This is a genomic window from Solibacillus daqui, assembly GCF_028747805.1.
Lineage (GTDB): Bacteria > Bacillota > Bacilli > Bacillales_A > Planococcaceae > Solibacillus > Solibacillus daqui.
This window is the reverse complement of the sequence record NZ_CP114887.1, coordinates 1,826,634-1,844,585: the sequence shown is the minus strand read 5'-3', so window position 1 is coordinate 1,844,585 and position 17,952 is coordinate 1,826,634. Positions and strand designations below refer to the sequence as shown.

Annotated in this window: 14 protein-coding genes, 1 pseudogene and 1 riboswitch; of the genes and pseudogenes, 3 read left to right on the top strand and 12 right to left on the bottom strand. The window is 34.3% G+C overall.

Annotated elements, in window-relative coordinates; all coding sequences use genetic code 11:
* Window positions 1-180: 180 nt before the first annotated feature.
* From trhO to O7776_RS08835, 8 genes are all read right to left on the bottom strand, one after another.
* Window positions 181-1,122, bottom strand: a complete 942-nt coding sequence (gene trhO / locus O7776_RS08870; protein WP_274310234.1) for an oxygen-dependent tRNA uridine(34) hydroxylase TrhO — start codon at window positions 1,120-1,122, stop codon at window positions 181-183.
* Window positions 1,123-1,831: 709 nt separating this feature from the next.
* Window positions 1,832-2,371: a YusW family protein gene (locus O7776_RS08865; protein WP_274310233.1), complete on the bottom strand. Its 540-nt coding sequence runs from the start codon at window positions 2,369-2,371 to the stop codon at window positions 1,832-1,834.
* 645 nt (window positions 2,372-3,016) lie between these two features.
* On the bottom strand, window positions 3,017-3,586 hold the full coding sequence (gene thpR / locus O7776_RS08860) for an RNA 2',3'-cyclic phosphodiesterase (protein WP_274310232.1): 570 nt from the start codon (window positions 3,584-3,586) through the stop codon (window positions 3,017-3,019).
* 311 nt (window positions 3,587-3,897) lie between these two features.
* Complete coding sequence (gene corA, locus O7776_RS08855; protein WP_274310231.1) at window positions 3,898-4,851, bottom strand: magnesium/cobalt transporter CorA; 954 nt, start codon at window positions 4,849-4,851, stop codon at window positions 3,898-3,900.
* 188 nt (window positions 4,852-5,039) lie between these two features.
* Window positions 5,040-5,567, bottom strand: coding sequence for a DUF4871 domain-containing protein (locus tag O7776_RS08850; RefSeq protein ID WP_274310230.1), 528 nt, complete (start codon window positions 5,565-5,567; stop codon window positions 5,040-5,042).
* Window positions 5,568-5,731: 164 nt separating this feature from the next.
* The gene (locus O7776_RS08845; protein ID WP_274310229.1) at window positions 5,732-6,388 is read right to left on the bottom strand and encodes a potassium channel family protein; all 657 of its coding nucleotides are present in this window, start codon (window positions 6,386-6,388) and stop codon (window positions 5,732-5,734) included.
* Between the two features lie 29 nt (window positions 6,389-6,417).
* Window positions 6,418-7,755 carry a TrkH family potassium uptake protein gene (locus tag O7776_RS08840; RefSeq protein ID WP_274310228.1) on the bottom strand — a complete coding sequence of 446 codons (1,338 nt, stop codon included), beginning with the start codon at window positions 7,753-7,755 and terminating at the stop codon, window positions 6,418-6,420.
* 196 nt (window positions 7,756-7,951) lie between these two features.
* Window positions 7,952-8,093: riboswitch (cyclic di-AMP (ydaO/yuaA leader) on the bottom strand.
* A gap of 365 nt (window positions 8,094-8,458) precedes the next feature.
* Window positions 8,459-9,364, bottom strand: coding sequence for an NAD(P)/FAD-dependent oxidoreductase (locus O7776_RS08835; protein WP_274310227.1), 906 nt, complete (start codon window positions 9,362-9,364; stop codon window positions 8,459-8,461).
* A 572-nt stretch (window positions 9,365-9,936) separates the two neighbouring features.
* Between O7776_RS08835 and O7776_RS08830 the strand changes: the two genes are divergently transcribed.
* Window positions 9,937-10,755, top strand: a complete 819-nt coding sequence (locus tag O7776_RS08830) for a hypothetical protein (RefSeq protein WP_274310226.1) — start codon at window positions 9,937-9,939, stop codon at window positions 10,753-10,755.
* A 251-nt stretch (window positions 10,756-11,006) separates the two neighbouring features.
* Window positions 11,007-11,183, top strand: a complete 177-nt coding sequence (locus O7776_RS08825; RefSeq protein WP_157764828.1) for a hypothetical protein — start codon at window positions 11,007-11,009, stop codon at window positions 11,181-11,183.
* A gap of 127 nt (window positions 11,184-11,310) precedes the next feature.
* On the opposite strand, the gene O7776_RS08820 is transcribed toward O7776_RS08825, so the two are convergent.
* A complete protein-coding gene (locus O7776_RS08820) occupies window positions 11,311-12,486 on the bottom strand; it encodes a DUF4272 domain-containing protein (RefSeq protein WP_057990217.1) in 1,176 nt (391 codons plus the stop codon).
* A gap of 216 nt (window positions 12,487-12,702) precedes the next feature.
* On the opposite strand from O7776_RS08820, the pseudogene O7776_RS08815 reads away from it, so the two are divergent.
* Window positions 12,703-14,059 (top strand): annotated as a pseudogene (locus O7776_RS08815) (transposase).
* 520 nt (window positions 14,060-14,579) lie between these two features.
* Here O7776_RS08815 and O7776_RS08810 read toward each other — a convergent pair.
* The 3 genes from O7776_RS08810 to O7776_RS08800 all read right to left on the bottom strand — a co-directional run bounded on the left by O7776_RS08810 (window position 14,580) and on the right by O7776_RS08800 (window position 17,950).
* Window positions 14,580-15,197: a HutD/Ves family protein gene (locus O7776_RS08810; protein ID WP_274310225.1), complete on the bottom strand. Its 618-nt coding sequence runs from the start codon at window positions 15,195-15,197 to the stop codon at window positions 14,580-14,582.
* Window positions 15,198-15,710: 513 nt separating this feature from the next.
* Window positions 15,711-17,051, bottom strand: coding sequence for a D-serine ammonia-lyase (locus O7776_RS08805; RefSeq protein WP_274310224.1), 1,341 nt, complete (start codon window positions 17,049-17,051; stop codon window positions 15,711-15,713).
* A 26-nt stretch (window positions 17,052-17,077) separates the two neighbouring features.
* The gene (locus O7776_RS08800) at window positions 17,078-17,950 is read right to left on the bottom strand and encodes a Cof-type HAD-IIB family hydrolase (RefSeq protein ID WP_274310223.1); all 873 of its coding nucleotides are present in this window, start codon (window positions 17,948-17,950) and stop codon (window positions 17,078-17,080) included.
* Window positions 17,951-17,952 lie beyond the last annotated feature (2 nt).

Genomic DNA, 17,952 nt, shown 5'->3' with positions numbered 1-17,952 from the left:
TTAGTCATTTACTTTTTCCTTACAAAAGAAAAAACACCCTATGTAAGCGAGCAGACTAGTCCAATTTTGAAATGGATAGTTTGAACACTTACATAGAGTGGTTTAAGTACCTCTATATAGTTGGTTGAGGTTTTAAAAGATATTTAATGACGTTTTTTATGTTAAGACAGCTTTTCATGCTTATGCTTGTAACGCCTCAATTGTTTGAGCTACTTGCTCTTTTGTTAAATTGTGACGCACGATGTAGCGATTACGCGCATGCTTTGTACATTCGATTGTACAGCCCCCTAAATGCTTTGCTTCATTTTCTTCAGATGCTATGATTTGCTTGTTACATTCAGGGTTTGCACAGTTAATGTAACGTTCACAAGGTTCACCGTCATAGTGATCACGACCGATAATCACACGCTCTACTTGATTGATTGGCACCGTTAAACGCTCATCAAATACGTACATTTGACCGTCCCATAATTGGCCTTTCGCAACAGGGTCTTTTCCGTACGTTGCAACACCGCCATGTAATTGACCGACATCGCCAAAGCCTTCACGTTTCATCCATCCTGAAAACTTCTCACAACGAATCCCACCCGTGCAATATGTTAAAACATTTTTCCCTTCAAATAGCTCGCGGTTTTCACGTACCCATTCCGGAGTATCACGGAAGTTTTCTACATCTGGTCGAATCGCACCACGAAAATGGCCGACATCGTATTCATACGTGTTACGCACATCTAATACTACTGTATTCTCATCTTTCATTTCAGCAAGGAATTGTTCTGGTGACAGGTAGCGACCTGTTAATTCATGCGGATTTACATCTTCTTCTAAGCCTAAGTTTACTAACTCAGGTCGTGGGCGTACGTGCATTTTTTTGAATGCATGGCCATCTGCCGCATCAATTTTGAATACAATGCCTTCAAATAATGAGTCTGCTTGCATGTTTGCCATGTATTGCTCTGTTTGCTCAATCGTACCTGAAACAGTACCGTTAATGCCCTCATTAGCTACTAAAATACGACCTTTTAAACCGATTTCTTTACACATTGCTAAGTGCATTGTTGAAAACGCAGCTGGATCTTCAATCTTCGTGTAATGGTAATATAATAAAACTTGATAATTCATTGTTTCCACCTATCATTTCATATATTTGCAGGATATACCTGATAGTTTCTTTTACGACCTATTAACCATAAAGGATAATCGCTTAATATGCTATCGGTAATTAGGCTGAAATGAGTATAAATATTGTTTTTAAAGAATTGATGAAGTGGTTAGCGGACCTTATTTATACAAAGAAGTGTTATTCCACAATCTGGTCCGATTGTTGAACAAAGCTAAATAAATGGCTACAACAAATAAAACAGAAAATCAAAAAAAAGAGTAATACAAACCACTTGTTTACTCTTTTGTCCGCAGAATTATTTTATGTGCTGATTTAATTAACTAAATTGTTCTTGCCTGTCCCAAAAACCTTATTAAATCAGGATTATTTTACTTAATTGAATTGAAATTAACTCGGTTTATTTAGCCAGATAAAATCGACACGGTGGGGGGCTGGTTTGAGACCACTCGGTACCATCATTTTAGTAAGCTTGTAAATGTTAGTACTTTAAAGTTTACAGGCTTTCTCTTTTGGAATAGCTTCTTGTTAAATCTCACATCTCGTGTATCTCAAATTATACATGTTCTTTCCTTACTTCTTCCATAAATTCAGCGAAGACTCTTCAGATGTCTTTTTTTTTCAAAAATAATAATCCCGAAATTTTACTATTTGTAAAATTTTCGGGATTTATTAATTGAAATGGGTCTTTATCTCAGCCACTATAAACAATTATTTATTAAAATGATAATGTTTTTCTTCACCATTTTTGAATTTCACTTCAAGATCAAAGTACTGATAATTCTCATCTAGAGCAAATGCCTTTAAAACTTCTTTACGAACATCCTCATCATTCGTAGCTTTATCAAATTTAAGTTGTTCTAATGCCTTGACAATGTGGTCGTAGGCTTGATCACCTTTATACTCAACACCTTTAATTTCATCATCTATTTCAGCATAAATATAATTTCCATCGTTCTCATATTCAACATCATATGATTTATAATCCGCATATTCTACCTCTAAATCAAAGTCAGTAAAAGCATAATTCACATCGGTAGCTTTAATTCCAGTCTTTTCTTTTTCATTCTCATTATGAATTGGTTCATTTGTTCCGGTATTATTAGTGGTATTATTTTTCGTTGTTTCATCAACCGTAGTATTATTGCCTGTAACATCCTTATCCTTTTCTACATTTGTATCGTTGTTGTTACAAGCGTACAATAATCCTAATAATAATGGCAGTGTAAGAATGCCTTTAAATATTTTCATATACTCTCTCCTTTTAAGTGGCTCTGATAATCAATTAATAATTATCTCAATCAAATTTAGAGACTTTATATAAGAGCATTCCCAATATATAAGGAAACTATCCATTTCTACTGAAATTAAAACTTTTCCCCTATACAATCCCCACTCTTCCTTGAATTCAACGCTTTTAACAACTAACATTTCTTAATGTAAATCCCCTCATTTCAAGTATGGCGTGCCCATTATAAATATGGCGGAGTGATGTAGCTTTAAAATAAAGTTTGATTAAAAGTAACGATTGAATCTGCATTTTACGGCAAATTAAAATAATCCCTTTTGATAAAAGTTTAATCAAAAGGGATTATTAACTAACATATTTTAACTTCGGTAATTTAATAAAGATTGATTATTTTCAATTTGTGTTATTCTACAATCACGTCGATAATTGAATAACAATTAGCTTCTATTAGCTGGTTTTATAGTAGATCGTTATTCAACTAAAGCACCTGGAGTGTTCTTGTCGAAACCATCATATAAAGTGCCTGTAAACGTTGATATAACAATGTTTACAGGTTTTTCTTTTTTAATGACTTACTAACTTAAGCCTCTATTTTAGGATTTGTCCGCAAGATTTAGTTCGATTAATCAATGGCTACATTTTAGCCATCAGTCTACTAAAGAAAAAGCTGCAATTGATTCATATTTTGGTGTATTTTCTAGATTCGATTTATATAAGACAATTTCACTTACTTGAAAAGATAAAATCTTTTCTCTAAAAGGGTTATGCGTGACTAAATCGGCCATTTTGAAATCTTCATTTTTTCCCCATTTCCGGGCCAATGTGATATGGGGATGATAAGGACGTGTTTCTAAAGTGAAGCCCGCTGCAAGACAAGTTTTATGGACAATTCCTTGAAGTTGAAATAACTGATTCACTTCATTCACTGCTGCCCAAAATACACGAGGAGATTTTTGAGGACCAAACACATTCAGTCCTTCAATCTCTAACATAAAAGCTTTTTGTTTCTTAATTGCGTCGCCAACTAGTCTAATAACAGATAGAAGTTTTTGTGGATTTACTGAGCCAAGAAAAGCAAGGGTTAAATGGTAATCATTTAAATCCACCCAACGTTTAAACTGGAATATTGGTTTAATTTGTGACAGTTCATCGTGAATTGCTTGTTTAACACTATCCGGAACACGTACTGCCCAAAAATAGTGGTTCTCTCTTACCATATGTTTCACCTCTTTTTATAACTAACTAGAACTACAAATAAAAATTCGTAGCCAATAATAAAACACATTGTTGGATTAAGAATTGGCATCAATAACAGTCACACCCGACATGTGCAGAGTTTAAGTGGTGATTACTGGTGAGTTTAATTATAATTGCTCGGTTCCCAATAAGCGGAGTCGAGTTTTTTATTAATCTTCTACTGTTGCTTATCCAACATAAACCCTTTAATGAAGAAATAAAAGACGCCTATTCAACCGCGACCTTTTGTTGAATATTAAAAAGGGTCAAACATTTAATCTTTAGTAGCATATTATTTAAACCAGCCTCTTCTCATAAACCAGATAAACATTGAAACACCCATTATCCCCATAAGTCCAAGTGTAAGAAAATAACCATATTTCCATGTTAATTCTGGCATATTTTCAAAGTTCATCCCATAAATCCCGGCAATAAATGTTAAAGGAGCAAAAATGGAAGTGATAATTGTTAGTACTTTCATCACGTTATTTGTTTGATGTGAATTCAAGGAGAGATAGCTGTCTCTTATATCAGCAGTTAATTCTCTATCAGACATAATTGCGTCCGATAGCTTTAAAAGATGGTCATAAATATCAGAATAATATTCTCTTCTTTCGGTTATTTTACTTAAACGATGAGAATTTAATATACGGTAGAGTACATCACGCATCGGATTCACTGTATGCATTAGATTTAATAACATATGTCTTATGTCGAATAGTTCATTCATTAGAAGGTTCATCGATTTATGATGTATGTTATCTTCAATTTTGTTTAAATCATCTTCAATTTTATATATGATTGGAAAGTAATTATCTACAATTTTGTCTAACGTTCGATAAAAAACATAAAAGGGGTCCCATTTTTCAATGTTCTTTTGCAACACCCTTTCCCATACCTGATAAACTTCCTGTGATGGAGTATGGTGGAATGTAACTATAAAATTCTCTCCAACAAAAAAATTTAATTCTTCTTTAATAATTTCTTTATCTTCTTCTCGAACTAAATGTGTAACAAAAAAAGTATAGTTATCATAATAATCTAACTTGGGACGCTGAATTCTATATATACAGTCTTCAATAGCTAGTGGGTGAAATTTAAAAGTATCTGCTAAATGTCTTATTTCTTCATCAGTTGGTTGATTAAAATCCACCCAAAACCATATATAATTAGAAAAATTGATATTGCTTATAGAAATTTCCGTTTCCAAATGATTGTAATTCGTAATTCCAATGAAGTTTATCACTGTATTAACACCTTCTTAATGCTTTCAAGCACCTAATAATTAAACTCTATTGTGTTCAAGGAAAGACTTATCCATACGAGGATATTCAGGAATCCTAAAAAATAGCGAATTACCCAAGAAATCAAGAAAAAGGACACTTTCCTTTTTACAGTAAAGCGCCCGATTGTTGTATAAAAAATTTGTGATTTCTACTTTACATCGACAACTATTGAACCAAAACGTTCGTCACCGATAAAGACTTCTAAACGCCATATCCCTGCTTTTGAAAATGATACATTGGAAGGTCTTGAGCTATCAGAACCCCTAACTCCATTAGGACTGTAGTCTAATTCCTCATAACTCCAAACTTTTCTTTCATTAGCTGTACCGGCATCTGTTATTAAAACCTTCTCTTTTTCTCCTGTATCTTTATTGATAGCTACCACTTTAAAATTACCACTTTTTATAGTTTGTTCATCTCCCCAGAGATGCCACAACCATTTTTCTATTACCCCGGCTTTAAACTCACCTTCGATTATTCCAACTTTATTCTTTTGTCCTACTAATTTATCTCCAGTTGATGTTTCAAACTCAGGTGATATATCCCACTGCTGATTTTCTTCTGAAACGGCATCAACTTTATTTGAATTAATGTTATTTTTTTCTTTGTTATCCTGAGAACAACCCGCAATAAGTAAAATAAAGAGTAGCGAAATACTTAACGGTAATTTTCTCAATTACTTAGTTCCCCCTTTCAATGTTCCCACCAAATTTAAAACCCTTTCGTAAATAAATTCTCTATTGCTGCCGACCCTTTTACTCTTCTATGAAATAAATCTACTAATAACATGAAAAGGCCCTTTTAGATTACTCAGAGTTCGAAATTTACTAATATCTTAATTTATTCTATACTTGAAAATTCCGCTAAATCTTTCCTATTCCCTATTGTTACAAGTATATCCTCTTTTTGAAGTAATTCCTCTGGAGAAGGGGAAATAATAATATCGTCACTTCTTAAAATTGCAATGACACTTACATTAAATTTAGCCCGAACATCAAGTTCTCGTAGATTTTTACCCGCCATTTTGGAAGGAACAATGATTTCCTCGAGATTGTAATTTTTTGAGAGTTCTATATAGTTCAACATATTTGGTGAAAGAAGTTGATTCGCTACTCGTTCTCCCATATCTCTTTCAGGATAAATAACCCAATGAGCGCCTATTGAATCTAACACCTGTCCATGTCGTTTACTTTGTGCCTTCGCGATAATTTTTCGAATGCCCAAATTTTTTAATAGCATCACAGTCAATATATTTGATTGAATATCGTCTCCAATCGCTACAATGACACAATCAAAGTTTTTTATCCCGACCGAAGTAAGTGCCTTTTCTTCTGTAGAATCAGCAACAACTGCAAGTGTTACATAACCTTCCGCAGCTTCTACACTTTCCTCATCTATATCAATTCCTAATACTTCTTGACCCGCTTCATGTAATCTTCTAGCTATACTTGTTCCAAATCTCCCCAAACCAATCACAACATACTGTTTACTAGCCATTTTATATTCCTTCCTTCTCTATCTATTAATTAACCAATCATTATATTTCCTTTAGGATAACGGAAAGCTTCTTTTTTACGTCGTTTAGAAATAGCAAAACCAAGTGTTAATGGACCTAATCTCCCTACGAACATTGTCAATATAATAATAATCCGTCCAATTGGAGAGAGCTCTGGTGTTAATCCCATTGAGAGCCCTACAGTACCAAAAGCTGAAGTTGCTTCAAACAAATACATAATAAAATTATGACCTTGTTCAGTAATACTCAGGATAAAGGTGACAATTATTACAATCATGATGCCACTCATCGCAACAGTAAGTGCCTTTAGAACACTCTCTATAACAATACGACGTTTAAATAAAACCACATCTTCTTTCCCTTTAAGTTGGGAAAGAGCAGTTGCCATTAGAACAGCAAAAGTTGATACCTTAATACCTCCAGCAGTCGATCCTGAACCTCCCCCGATAAACATTAGGAAAATCGTTAGGAATAATGTTGCATGAGTCAAATCCGCCATTGGTAATGTATTAGCTCCAGCAGTTCTTGGCGTTACACTATGGAACAAGGCACCGAGAGCTTTTCCTGTGGAAGACAACGGTCCTAATGTTTTATCATTTCCATACTCAAATAGAAAAATTAAGATGGATGCTCCAACGATAAGTGTTAGAGTTGTACTCAATACAACTTTTGTATGCAACGAAATTTTACGTGTTTCACGATATTCATATATTTCATGTATGACAATAAAACCTAAGCCACCTAAAATGATAAGAGAGCAAATAGTTAAAACGACAAATGGATCATCAACGTAATCCGTAAGACTTCTAAATTCCCCCATCAAATCAAAACCTGCGTTATTAAAATTTGAAATTGAATGGAAAAAACCAAAATAGATTGCTTGACCGATCGGCATATCAAATGAAAATCTAATAGATAAAATAATCCCTCCGATACTCTCCGCTATTACAGTAAAAATTAATATTCTTTTTACTAATTTGGCGATATCATTAGTCGAAGTAGCATTAAAAGCTTCTTTTAATATAATCCTTTCTTTTAAAGAGATTTTTTTGCCTAATAAAGTGAATAAAAAGGTTGCAAACGTCATAAATCCTAAGCCGCCAATTTGAATAAGAGATAAAATGACTAATTCACCAAACATTGAAAATGTATCACCAGTATCAACAACCACTAGACCTGTAACACATGTAGCAGAAGTAGCGGTAAATAATGCATCTAAGAATATAAGTCCTTTACCATCCTCTGTTGCTATGGGGAGAGTCAATAAAAAAGCTCCTATTAGTATTAGAATCGCGAAGCCCAGAACAAGTATTTTCGATGGATTAAGACTCTCTTTGAAATTTTTCATAATTCTCTCCTTAGAATTAAGTTAAAAGTATACTTACCAAATGGTCCAATGATTAAACTAAATATGTTTCAATTCTGCATCTTATTCTAAAATGGACTTATGAACTTGTTTTTTCAAAGTAAAAAGACCGATTTAAACAAGCATTAATTTTGCTATATCAACAAAAACAATACTTGAATAAGGCGGTCTCTATTATGACCTCCCTCGCTTTAGCCGACGAAGTTAGCTGACGGGTTAGGATGGCGAAAGAGTATATATCATCCCTTCTGCAAATGCAGAATTAACCCCAAAAAATGGGTCCTCCGTTCTCAATTGTTGAGATTTGGCTTTATTAGATTTCTTAATTACGGGCTTATTGTACTCCTGTGTATAACACTTGTAAACTGTAAAAATTAAAATTTTTCAAAAGATTTTTATAACGTTGTATGTCTAAAATTTGATTTTTGTTGACTAAACTGTGCTTACATTAATTACAATTCTTCAAAATATCCCCTTTATAATTCAACAACTTCAAAAAAACCTTTAATCCTTTTTAAACAACAAGAAAAAACGAACTCTAAAATCAAAATCCGTTCTTCGTAAATTCTTATACTAACACTAACACAAAAAGTTTGGAGTATATGTGGCAACACATTGGCGCTGATGTGTTTAATTATATTAGCTAAGTTCCTATTTAGTTGAAGCAGAAGGTGTTATATCGTATTCAAAATCGTTCCATCGTTAGATCAGTATTTACTGAAACCGCAGCTTTATTACCTTTAGCAGCTGAAATCATTAAAGAGGATGGTTTAGATCTTTCTGTTTCCCCTGCAATATATACGTTTTTTTGGGTTGTTCTACCAACACCATCTGTTATAACTTTCCCATTTTCATGAATTTCACAGCCAAGCTTCTCAGCAAATTGATTTGCGCGATAATAAGATGGGGCAACAAATCCACCCGATCTTATAATTGTTGCTCCTGTTTCAAACTCTATTTTTTGTAAGTAACCGTCATTACCTATTAAGTCTTTTATCTTTTCCGATATAATTTTGATATTGTGTTTTTGTAACTCTATTTTACCTTCTTTAGATAATTGAACTCCATTCGTTAAGACAACCAAATCCTGCGACCAATTATAAATTAACTTAGTCAAATGTAGTACATGCTCTTCTTTTTCTGCAATAACCACTAACGGCTTATCTTTTTGCTCCCAGCCATCACAATATGGACAACTAAATAGACTTTTCCCATAAAACTTTCTTATACTTGGTATAGTAAATATTTCTTGAATACCGCAGGCGAGTATTATTTTTTCTGAAACAAATTCCTGACTAGTAGATGTTTTGACAGTAAATCGCTCATTACCTATATCCTTAATGATTTCAGTAACTGTTGCAGTAAAATATGATACGGACGGGTAATTCTCCAACTCTTTTAACGCTATTTCTTTAAACGCTTGTGGTTTTATCCCATCTCGAGTAATAAATCCATGTGACGCTTGTGTCACTCTATTCCTATTCGTTCCATCGTCAAATAATGCAATGTTTCTCCTGGCCCTTCCTAAAATTAAGCTAGCACTTAACCCAGAAGGACCCCCACCTATAATGATACAATCAAGGACATTCATTTTTTTTACCTCCGTATTGATTTTATTTTGAATTGTTATTTGCAAAAGAGAACTACATTATTTCCCACATCATCGATTTCCATTCTTTACACACTAATATTAATAATGAAAAGAAGTGACTGTGTGTTTAGCGACCACAGGAGACATTGCTTTTATTTTTATTACTAAATCTGAACATCATTAGTATAGTGAGACTACAAAAATCATTCATGCATAATAAGTTGTCAAATCAAAAAGGATCAATTTATCGTTATTGATAAAATGACCCTATTTCATATCGAATTATTCAGTTTAATTCCAACTAAGCAACCTCTTCACAATGCCATGAGTGTTGGACGTGGACAAAAAAATTATAAGATGTGGTAGAATCACCTAAAACACCTTAGAACTTTACCTAACACTCAATTTTTTGGATATTATATTTTTAATTAAACTAATAATTTATTGGGAGGGTATCTAATGAAATTAGAATTAAATGTTTTAGAGAATGGTTTGGATTTTTTGAACAAATGCATATATGAGCTTGAAGATAGTCAAGACCATACACCTTCAATCAAATATGCTATTTTACATTGAATTCAGCTGTAGAATTAATATTTAAAGCAAGCTTAACTCAAGACCATTGGGCATTTGTATTTGAAGATTTAAACAAAGCCAACTTTGATAGTTATACTGATGGTGATTTTAAGAGTATTAGCCTTGATACTGCATTATATCGCTTACAATATATATGTAAAATTGATTTAGATGAAAAATTCAATCGAACAATAACACGATTAAAAAAATCTAGAAATAAGATTGAACATTTTCACCTAAATGAAAATGGTTACCAACTTGAATCAATAATTTACAATACATTAAGCTTTCTAATTCCTTTTTTAAACTCAGAGTTCCGCAATATATATGATAATTTAGAGTTCCAACAAGCATCAAATTGGCTACATAAGAATGAAAATTATTTAAATGCACGTAATAATATTATTTCTTCACTTTTAAAAACTAATTCATCTTTTAGGGTTGACTGCCCTCAATGTAAACAAGAAAACACTTTAGACATAGACAATGAAATATGTCTGTTCTGTAATTATCATAGTGTAATGGCCTTAACAAATTTCATTAAGACTCACTCTGATTTTGAAACTCTGTCATTACCCTACAAACACTATGATTTACTGAAAGATTGTCCTAAATGCTTTAAAAATTCTTTAATTATTTCTACCGAACAACATATATGTAAGTGTTTAAACTGTAAGGAGCAATTCGAAAAAGAAAGATTTTTAGAATGTGGCAGTTGTAATAGAGTTGATTATTTAAATGATAATGGTGAACCTGAAAATGGTGAGATTATTGAGGGTTATTTTTGTTTTAAATGCCTATTTCAAGATATATAGACTTACATAAAGGATAACAAAACCAATTCATAAATTACATACGAGTATAGCTAAGAATATTGCTATACTCGTTATTTTATCTAGTGACTTCCTAAAAATAATATTTCCTGTTTAATCATATAATTGAGTTAATTTCATAATTCTCATCCCTTCGGTATCAAGGGTTTCAAACAAATAAAAATGAGGCACCTCCCCAAGTTCGGTATAATGGTAGCGACTAAACAACCTTATACGAACGGAGCGAATGCCTCATGACTATTGTAAAACAAATTAGCCTTTTTGGCATCCAAGAATTATACGAAATGGAAAGTTCGCACCGATTTGATGCGATTTTCGCCACTTTCGACGTACAACCAATCTTTCAACTCTTTTCGAAAAAGTCGTTGCGTGGGGCTCCACGTGAATGTAACTACGGTGCCATTTGGTAGAAGGTATACTGCATTTGACGCTTACCACTATTTGATTACTAACTTAAATTAAATACCGGTCTTGAATTGTAGGTAATTGTTTTTGCACCCGGTGCAGTTCATCAAGTGCCCTCTTTCCTATCTTCAATCACGTATCCATTGAAATATAATCCCATTCTTCATCCCGATGTCCTAACATCCAGAACAATCCCCTGCGTCTTTCCGTGACAATTCTTTCATCTATATTTGCTGGAGCTTCTTGTCCTTGTATTCGACTATTTACACAAGCCCAGTGCAATCTATAGATTTTGTCCGCTTCATCCACAATCTCTTCCTTGTTCCGCATTGCCGTTGTACCATAAAATTGCTCGAACGACTCACAGCTTGAAACAACTTGAATTGCATATTGGCAATTGCAAATATCTTCAGGAAAATCGAGTGTATCAACAATCCCCAACGCCCAAATAAGTACCCAGTATGCTTCATATTGCCAGGTAATATCGCCCGCTTCTTGCTCATTTGGTTCTTTAGCTTGTAAAAAGTTCCGTTCATTATCAGTTAGGAAATCTTCCACACCATATTTCTGCAGCATCGTCATGAAGAAGTCTTTCGATTTATGTATATCTCCCTCATGCACGACATCGCAAGCGTATTGAATAACAATTAACAATGCGACAGCTCTTTTTGCGATATCTTCCTGTGTTCTAAACGGATATTGCGCTAATGGTAGGAGCTGTGGGAGTGATTTAATAAATGGAATCTCATGTTCATTTAAATACACAATGGTTTTGTTTTTTCTTTGTTCCCCTTCTTCTGATGTAACTTCAGGTCCCATTATTTTTCTTGTACAACTTTGAGGTCTGAAATGAGCAGGTCCCGATTTCCCATCAGGGTAAACTATAACAAGCCCTTCTTGATCGAGCAAAGTACCGTTTGGCAAAAAGCCAATCCCGCCTATTTGTGCGAGCAGGTTCGTAAATAACTGCTGCAGTTCTTCATTCATATCCTTCTCCAATTCGATGGCAATCATCGTATTTAACACAGATATTTGTGTTAAAACTAGCCCTTTAAGTTGCTCATCTTCAAAAGGAATTTCATCATAGAACCCCATCATCCCAGGTATATTTTTCTCGAAATAATCTGGTTCTGTATCTTCCGAACTGACCCTTATCGTCATCTTATCTTTGTTAAAAAGCCTTTTGGACTGGATATAATATTCATTTTCATTACTCTTAATTCGAAAACCTTTTGCAAAAACATCTAAAATCCCATATTCAATATCTTCAATATCGTTTTTAGAAGCAAATATTGTGAAATACTTCAAACCCATCTCTCCTCTTGTAGTCCATTGTTTTAATTTATGATTACGTAAAAAAATTTAGTAAATCGAGTAATATTATACCATTTCTATACGAGTTAATTTTCATAATTCTCATCCCTTCGGTATCAAGGGTTTCAAACAAATAAAAATGAGGCACCTCCCCAAGTTCGGTATAATGGTAGCGACTAAACAACCTTATACGAACGGAGCGAATGCCTCATGACTATTGTAAAACAAATTAGCCTTTTTGGCATCCAAGAATTATACGAAATGGAAAGTTCGCACCGATTTGATGCGATTTTCGCCACTTTCGACGTACAACCAATCTTTCAACTCTTTTCGAAAAAGTCGTTGCGTGGGGCTCCACGTGAATGTAACTACGGTGCCATGATTCAATCCCTCATCATTCGCATTGTAGAACGTATTCCTACAATAAAGGATTTAATTAAACGTTTAGTCAATGATCCTTTATTCCATTTGGATTGCGGTTTTCTATTCTCAGATGCCGTTCCATCTGAGGCATCTTATTCACGTATGATTCGCGTGATTAGTGAATCAGATGTGATGGATTACATGCAGGATGAACTCATTCAAACAGCCTTTACTGAAGGTTTTCTTGATGATGAGCACCTTGGTTTTGACGCAACACATTTTGAATCTCGTGATGCCTCTAAGCCTTCTGAAAAAAAGGAAGTCATGCCACCCAAAAAGCTTGGACGTAAATCAAAAGAAGAACACGCTGCCTGGCTCGCCGAACAAGTAGAAATCGAAGCAAAAACAAAAGACTTATGAAAAGAACCTAGAGGCGCAATTAACCATCCCACTCAATACGCTTTGGCAAGACATTCCCATAAAGCCAAACTGGGGCATCAAGAAAAATAGTGAGGGTAAAAACACGTTCTGGTATGGATTTAAGGGTCATCTAGTTGTGTCCACAAAAAGCCAATATATCGTAGCTCGCCTGATGTCTTCAGGCAACTTAAGTGATAGTAAAGCGGCGATTCCGTTACTCAAAAAGGTAGCGCAATTAGTACCGAACCATTTTACAACCGCGATTTTTGATGCAGGTTATGATTACGAACCTATTTATCGCCAAGCACTTGATCAAACCATGCGTGTCATCATTCCTTATAATGTCCGTCGAGAAGGCGAAGTGATCGGTTTTGACCAGCATTTCCGACCAACATGTGTGCGTGAACATAGCTACTGTTACGATAGCTTTGACGAAAAATATCGTACACTCAAATTCACACGTCCAAAGGAATGTGAAACATGTCCATTAAGAAAAGATACGCTCTGTCAAAAGGTATACAAAATCAAGTGCGAAACGGATATTCGCAAGTACACGTATCCAGCAAGAGGTTCAGAATACTGGAAAAATCTCTATAAAGAACGCACTGCCGTTGAAAGAGTAAATGCCTATTTAAAGCAATTCTTTCAATTAAAAAATGTCCGTCACAGAACAGGTAGAAAAGCAAAGTTACATTTCAACCTGGTGACGTTTGTTTATAATGCCTGCAAATTAGCAATCGATCGCATTAATGCACAATTACAAGAGCAACAGGAAGCTGCATAATTTTTTTAAAACGTAAGTTTTACACAGGAGAAGTCTACGCTCTAAAAAAAGATGATTTATGAAATTGATTCATATAAGTAAAATGATATAAATATACCAATTTTATTTTTAAAATTACAACTCAGTTATCAACTCTAAATCCATTAACTATCACTTTATGAATCACTAAGCTAACAAAAAATAAAACACATATTTGAATTCATTGAAACAAAAATTGCCTATATACGATTCGTGCTTCATTATGCCGACTATTAAGGTGTTTGGAGCGCTATCCTGGAAATCTTATACGACTCCCTCAAGAAGAAATAGCCGTCGTATCCCACTTAAGACAGTTTAATCAGGTTACTATACCAATAATGAGTTGCTGTTTTGTTTCCAGTAATTATTATCTGCCTTTTCTGACGGAGTCGAGTCCTCCCACGCAGTGCACAAGCTCAGACTCCACCTGTCAATTCTGCAATATCCTGGCATAAAGAATAGGACAAACAATCTATTGGATTTGAGTGTTGGGTACCTAATCTTAAAAAATCACGCTTGCTTTTATGACATTGGCTTCAGTTTCAGCTTTATTGTTTATTTTTATAGTGATGCTTGTTTCCGAAGGCTCACTGTTTAATAGGAGCAAGTCACCCTCTTCTACATCGATAGCTTCCTGGTCGTCAATCGTTATATGAAGCGGGCCGGTGATGCAATAAAAAGCTTCAGCTATTTGACGTTCAGCAGGGTTGTTAGGATTGACTGTTTCGTGATATCCACCTTTTTCTACAGCTATGGCTTCAATATCACCGCTGCAACCTTCCGATAACATGAGATTGAAATCTCTTACTTTACCAAAGCTTCGAGTAGTCCATCCTCCACTGAATCGATCTTGTTCAAAAGGCTTTAAATGTACCTGATGATGCCCCTCATGTTTTAGCGTCATTTCTCCATCAATAACCATAATTAACCTGTTTATATCCGGGAGAGGGGTAAAAATAGACTCTTCTAATTCAACTATAGCTGAACTAATTCTCCACTTAAAGTTACGCTCTTTATAATCTGCATCCTCAGGATAAATGGCTAGCTGCGTAGTGAATCCACCTGACCATTCATTGGTCGTTTGCTCATTTTTTCTAATCAGTTGTATTGAATACATCATATTTTTATTCTCCTTCTCTAGTTCGGGGTACCTGTTCATCAAATCATTCCGGGAATACACTGATTACTTGTTTGGATAAAAATCTGCATTAATAAATGTATGTACTCATCTCCAAAACTCAGTATCTTTCCCGTTTGTATAATATTTTTGATAATAGCTATTGCTTAACCTTTAATTTCATTTGACAAAAAATCTTCTATTTTAATTATCTGAACCATAAAAATTATTACTTTGACACATATTTCATACAGAAACTTTCTCAATATATTTAGAATCTGTAATATTAAATGAACTCTAGATATCTCAGATAAAGTAAATTTCTCAGATAAATTTTCTGGAAAATGTTTATAGGAATTTCAGTATTCTCATTTCAATTGTACTCATTTTAACATAGTATGGATAACTTATTTTTCCCCATAGAAAAAACATCTACTATTTGAATTTGAGGTATCTGAACCCGAAATCTATCGTAGATGCTTTATTTTTTGTTTTTACTTTTGGGGGATGTCCCATTTAAAGTGATAACGTTACTCCTTTTTTATAATACTCATGCATTATTTCTTTAGGAACCATACTTCCACCGGTAGCCCACATGAGATGTACAGCATTTTTCATTTTATCCTTTAAGTTATGAATTTTTATATACTCCATACCTTGTTTCTCGCCACATAATTTTACTGGTCCAATTACTCCAGCTAATGCAGAAGGCTCTAGATGAATATTTTCTTTAACAGCCAATGTGCTCAATAGTTTAAATAACCTATTGTCACTTACTGTATAACTTCCACTTAATAAAGGTTCAATAATTGGGCCAACGAACCCTGATGGTCTTCCTACCGCTAGACCATCTGCTGAAGTGACGTTGTCAATTCCAAAATCTTGTACAGACACCTTATCATGTAGCCCTGTCATCAGTCCAAGTAACATACTCGGTGAATGTGTAGGTTCTGCAAAGAAGCAATGTACACAATCTTGATATATTAGTTTCAAACCATAAGCTACTCCACCAGGTCCACCGCCCACTCCACATGGAAGGTAAACAAATAGCGGATGATTTTCATCTACTATTACATTTAAATCCTCTAATTGTTTTTGTAATCTGCTTGCTGCCACTGCATAGCCTAAAAATAGATCCTGAGAGTTTTCGTCATCAATGAAGTAACAATTCGGGTTACACAGCGCCTGCTTTCGCCCTTCTTTTACGGCTTCACCATAATCTCCCGTATATTCTATAACCGTTGCTCCTTTACTTTTTAAAAGATCTTTTTTCCATTTCTTTGCATCAGCAGACATATGGACCGTTACTTTAAAACCTAATTTGGTACTCATGATACCTATACTTAACCCTAGGTTGCCTGTAGATCCTACTGCAATTGAGTATTGCGAAAAGTAGTTTCTGAATTTTTCACTATCAAGGATGGAATAATCATCATTTACAGTCAATAAACCATGGTTAAGAGCCAACGTTTCTGCGTGTTTCAACACTTCATAAATGCCGCCGCGTGCTTTAATGGAACCTGAAATGGGAAGATGGCTGTCACATTTTAACAAAAATTCCCCCTCTATCGGTTGCTCACACATGTTTGATAATTGTTGATGCATTGCTGGGATGGGTACAAGAGGAGATTCAATGATTCCGTTTAGTTTTCTTGTTTCAGGAAAAACTTTAGCAATGTATGGAGCAAACCGCTTTAATCTTTCCTCAGCATCTTTTACATCGTTTTCATTAAACGGAAGATCATTACCATTTTTTTTAAATGGCTCATATTTAGGATTTGACCAAAACACTTCCTTTGTAGCAACTAACTCGTTTATTAAAGGATATTCTTTTATCCAATCTTGTATAGTTTTCATCTTTCATCTCCCTTCGACATTAATACTTATTCTTGATCAACGAAGTTCTCCATATACCGGTAAATTGCATAAGCTACCCCATTTTCATTACTTTTAAGAGTTGTCGTTGTACAAACAGCTTTTATGGAGTCTTTTGCATTTCCCATTGCTACACTGTAACCCACTTTTTCGAACATTGATAAATCATTGTTGCTGTCCCCGATGGCCATAGCCTGATCTAAAGAACCATTCATCAAGATAGCCAATTTTTCAAGGGCCATTCCTTTTGAAGCCCTTTTGCTGGTAATTTCAATGTTATGATCGGCAGACGAAACAACCATTAACTCATCAAACTTTTCAAATCGGTCCCATGCATCCTCTAATTTCTTTTGATCAAACGAACACGCTACTATATTGTGAAATTCTTCCTCATTTTTTAAAATATCATGATAGTCTTCAACTAAAACATATCCAAACTGATCAAACTGTCTTTCCGCTATTTCAACTAATTCTTTTAAATTTGAATCCAAATCTGCGTTTAGCAACCCTCGAATCTCATTAAGGAATTGTTCTCTACCCTTTTTTAGAGTATAAATGGCTTTATTAGTAAACACTTCGTAATAATAATTCCGTTCATCTAACCATTGGAGAATAGATTCGACACGCTCTTTAGTTATCGTAATAGAAGAAATGCACTCACCATTTTTTGAATGAATGGTTGCTCCATTTGTTCCGACTACGAATGGATTAATTCCAGCTTTTTTGCAAATTTCTTGAACATCAAAATAGGCGCGCCCTGTTGAAATAACCACTTCAAAGCCTTTATCTTGGGCATATTGAATCGCCTTTATATTTTCATCACTAATTTCATTCTGGTCATTTAATAATGTTCCGTCTAAATCTGTTGCAATGAAACTCATAT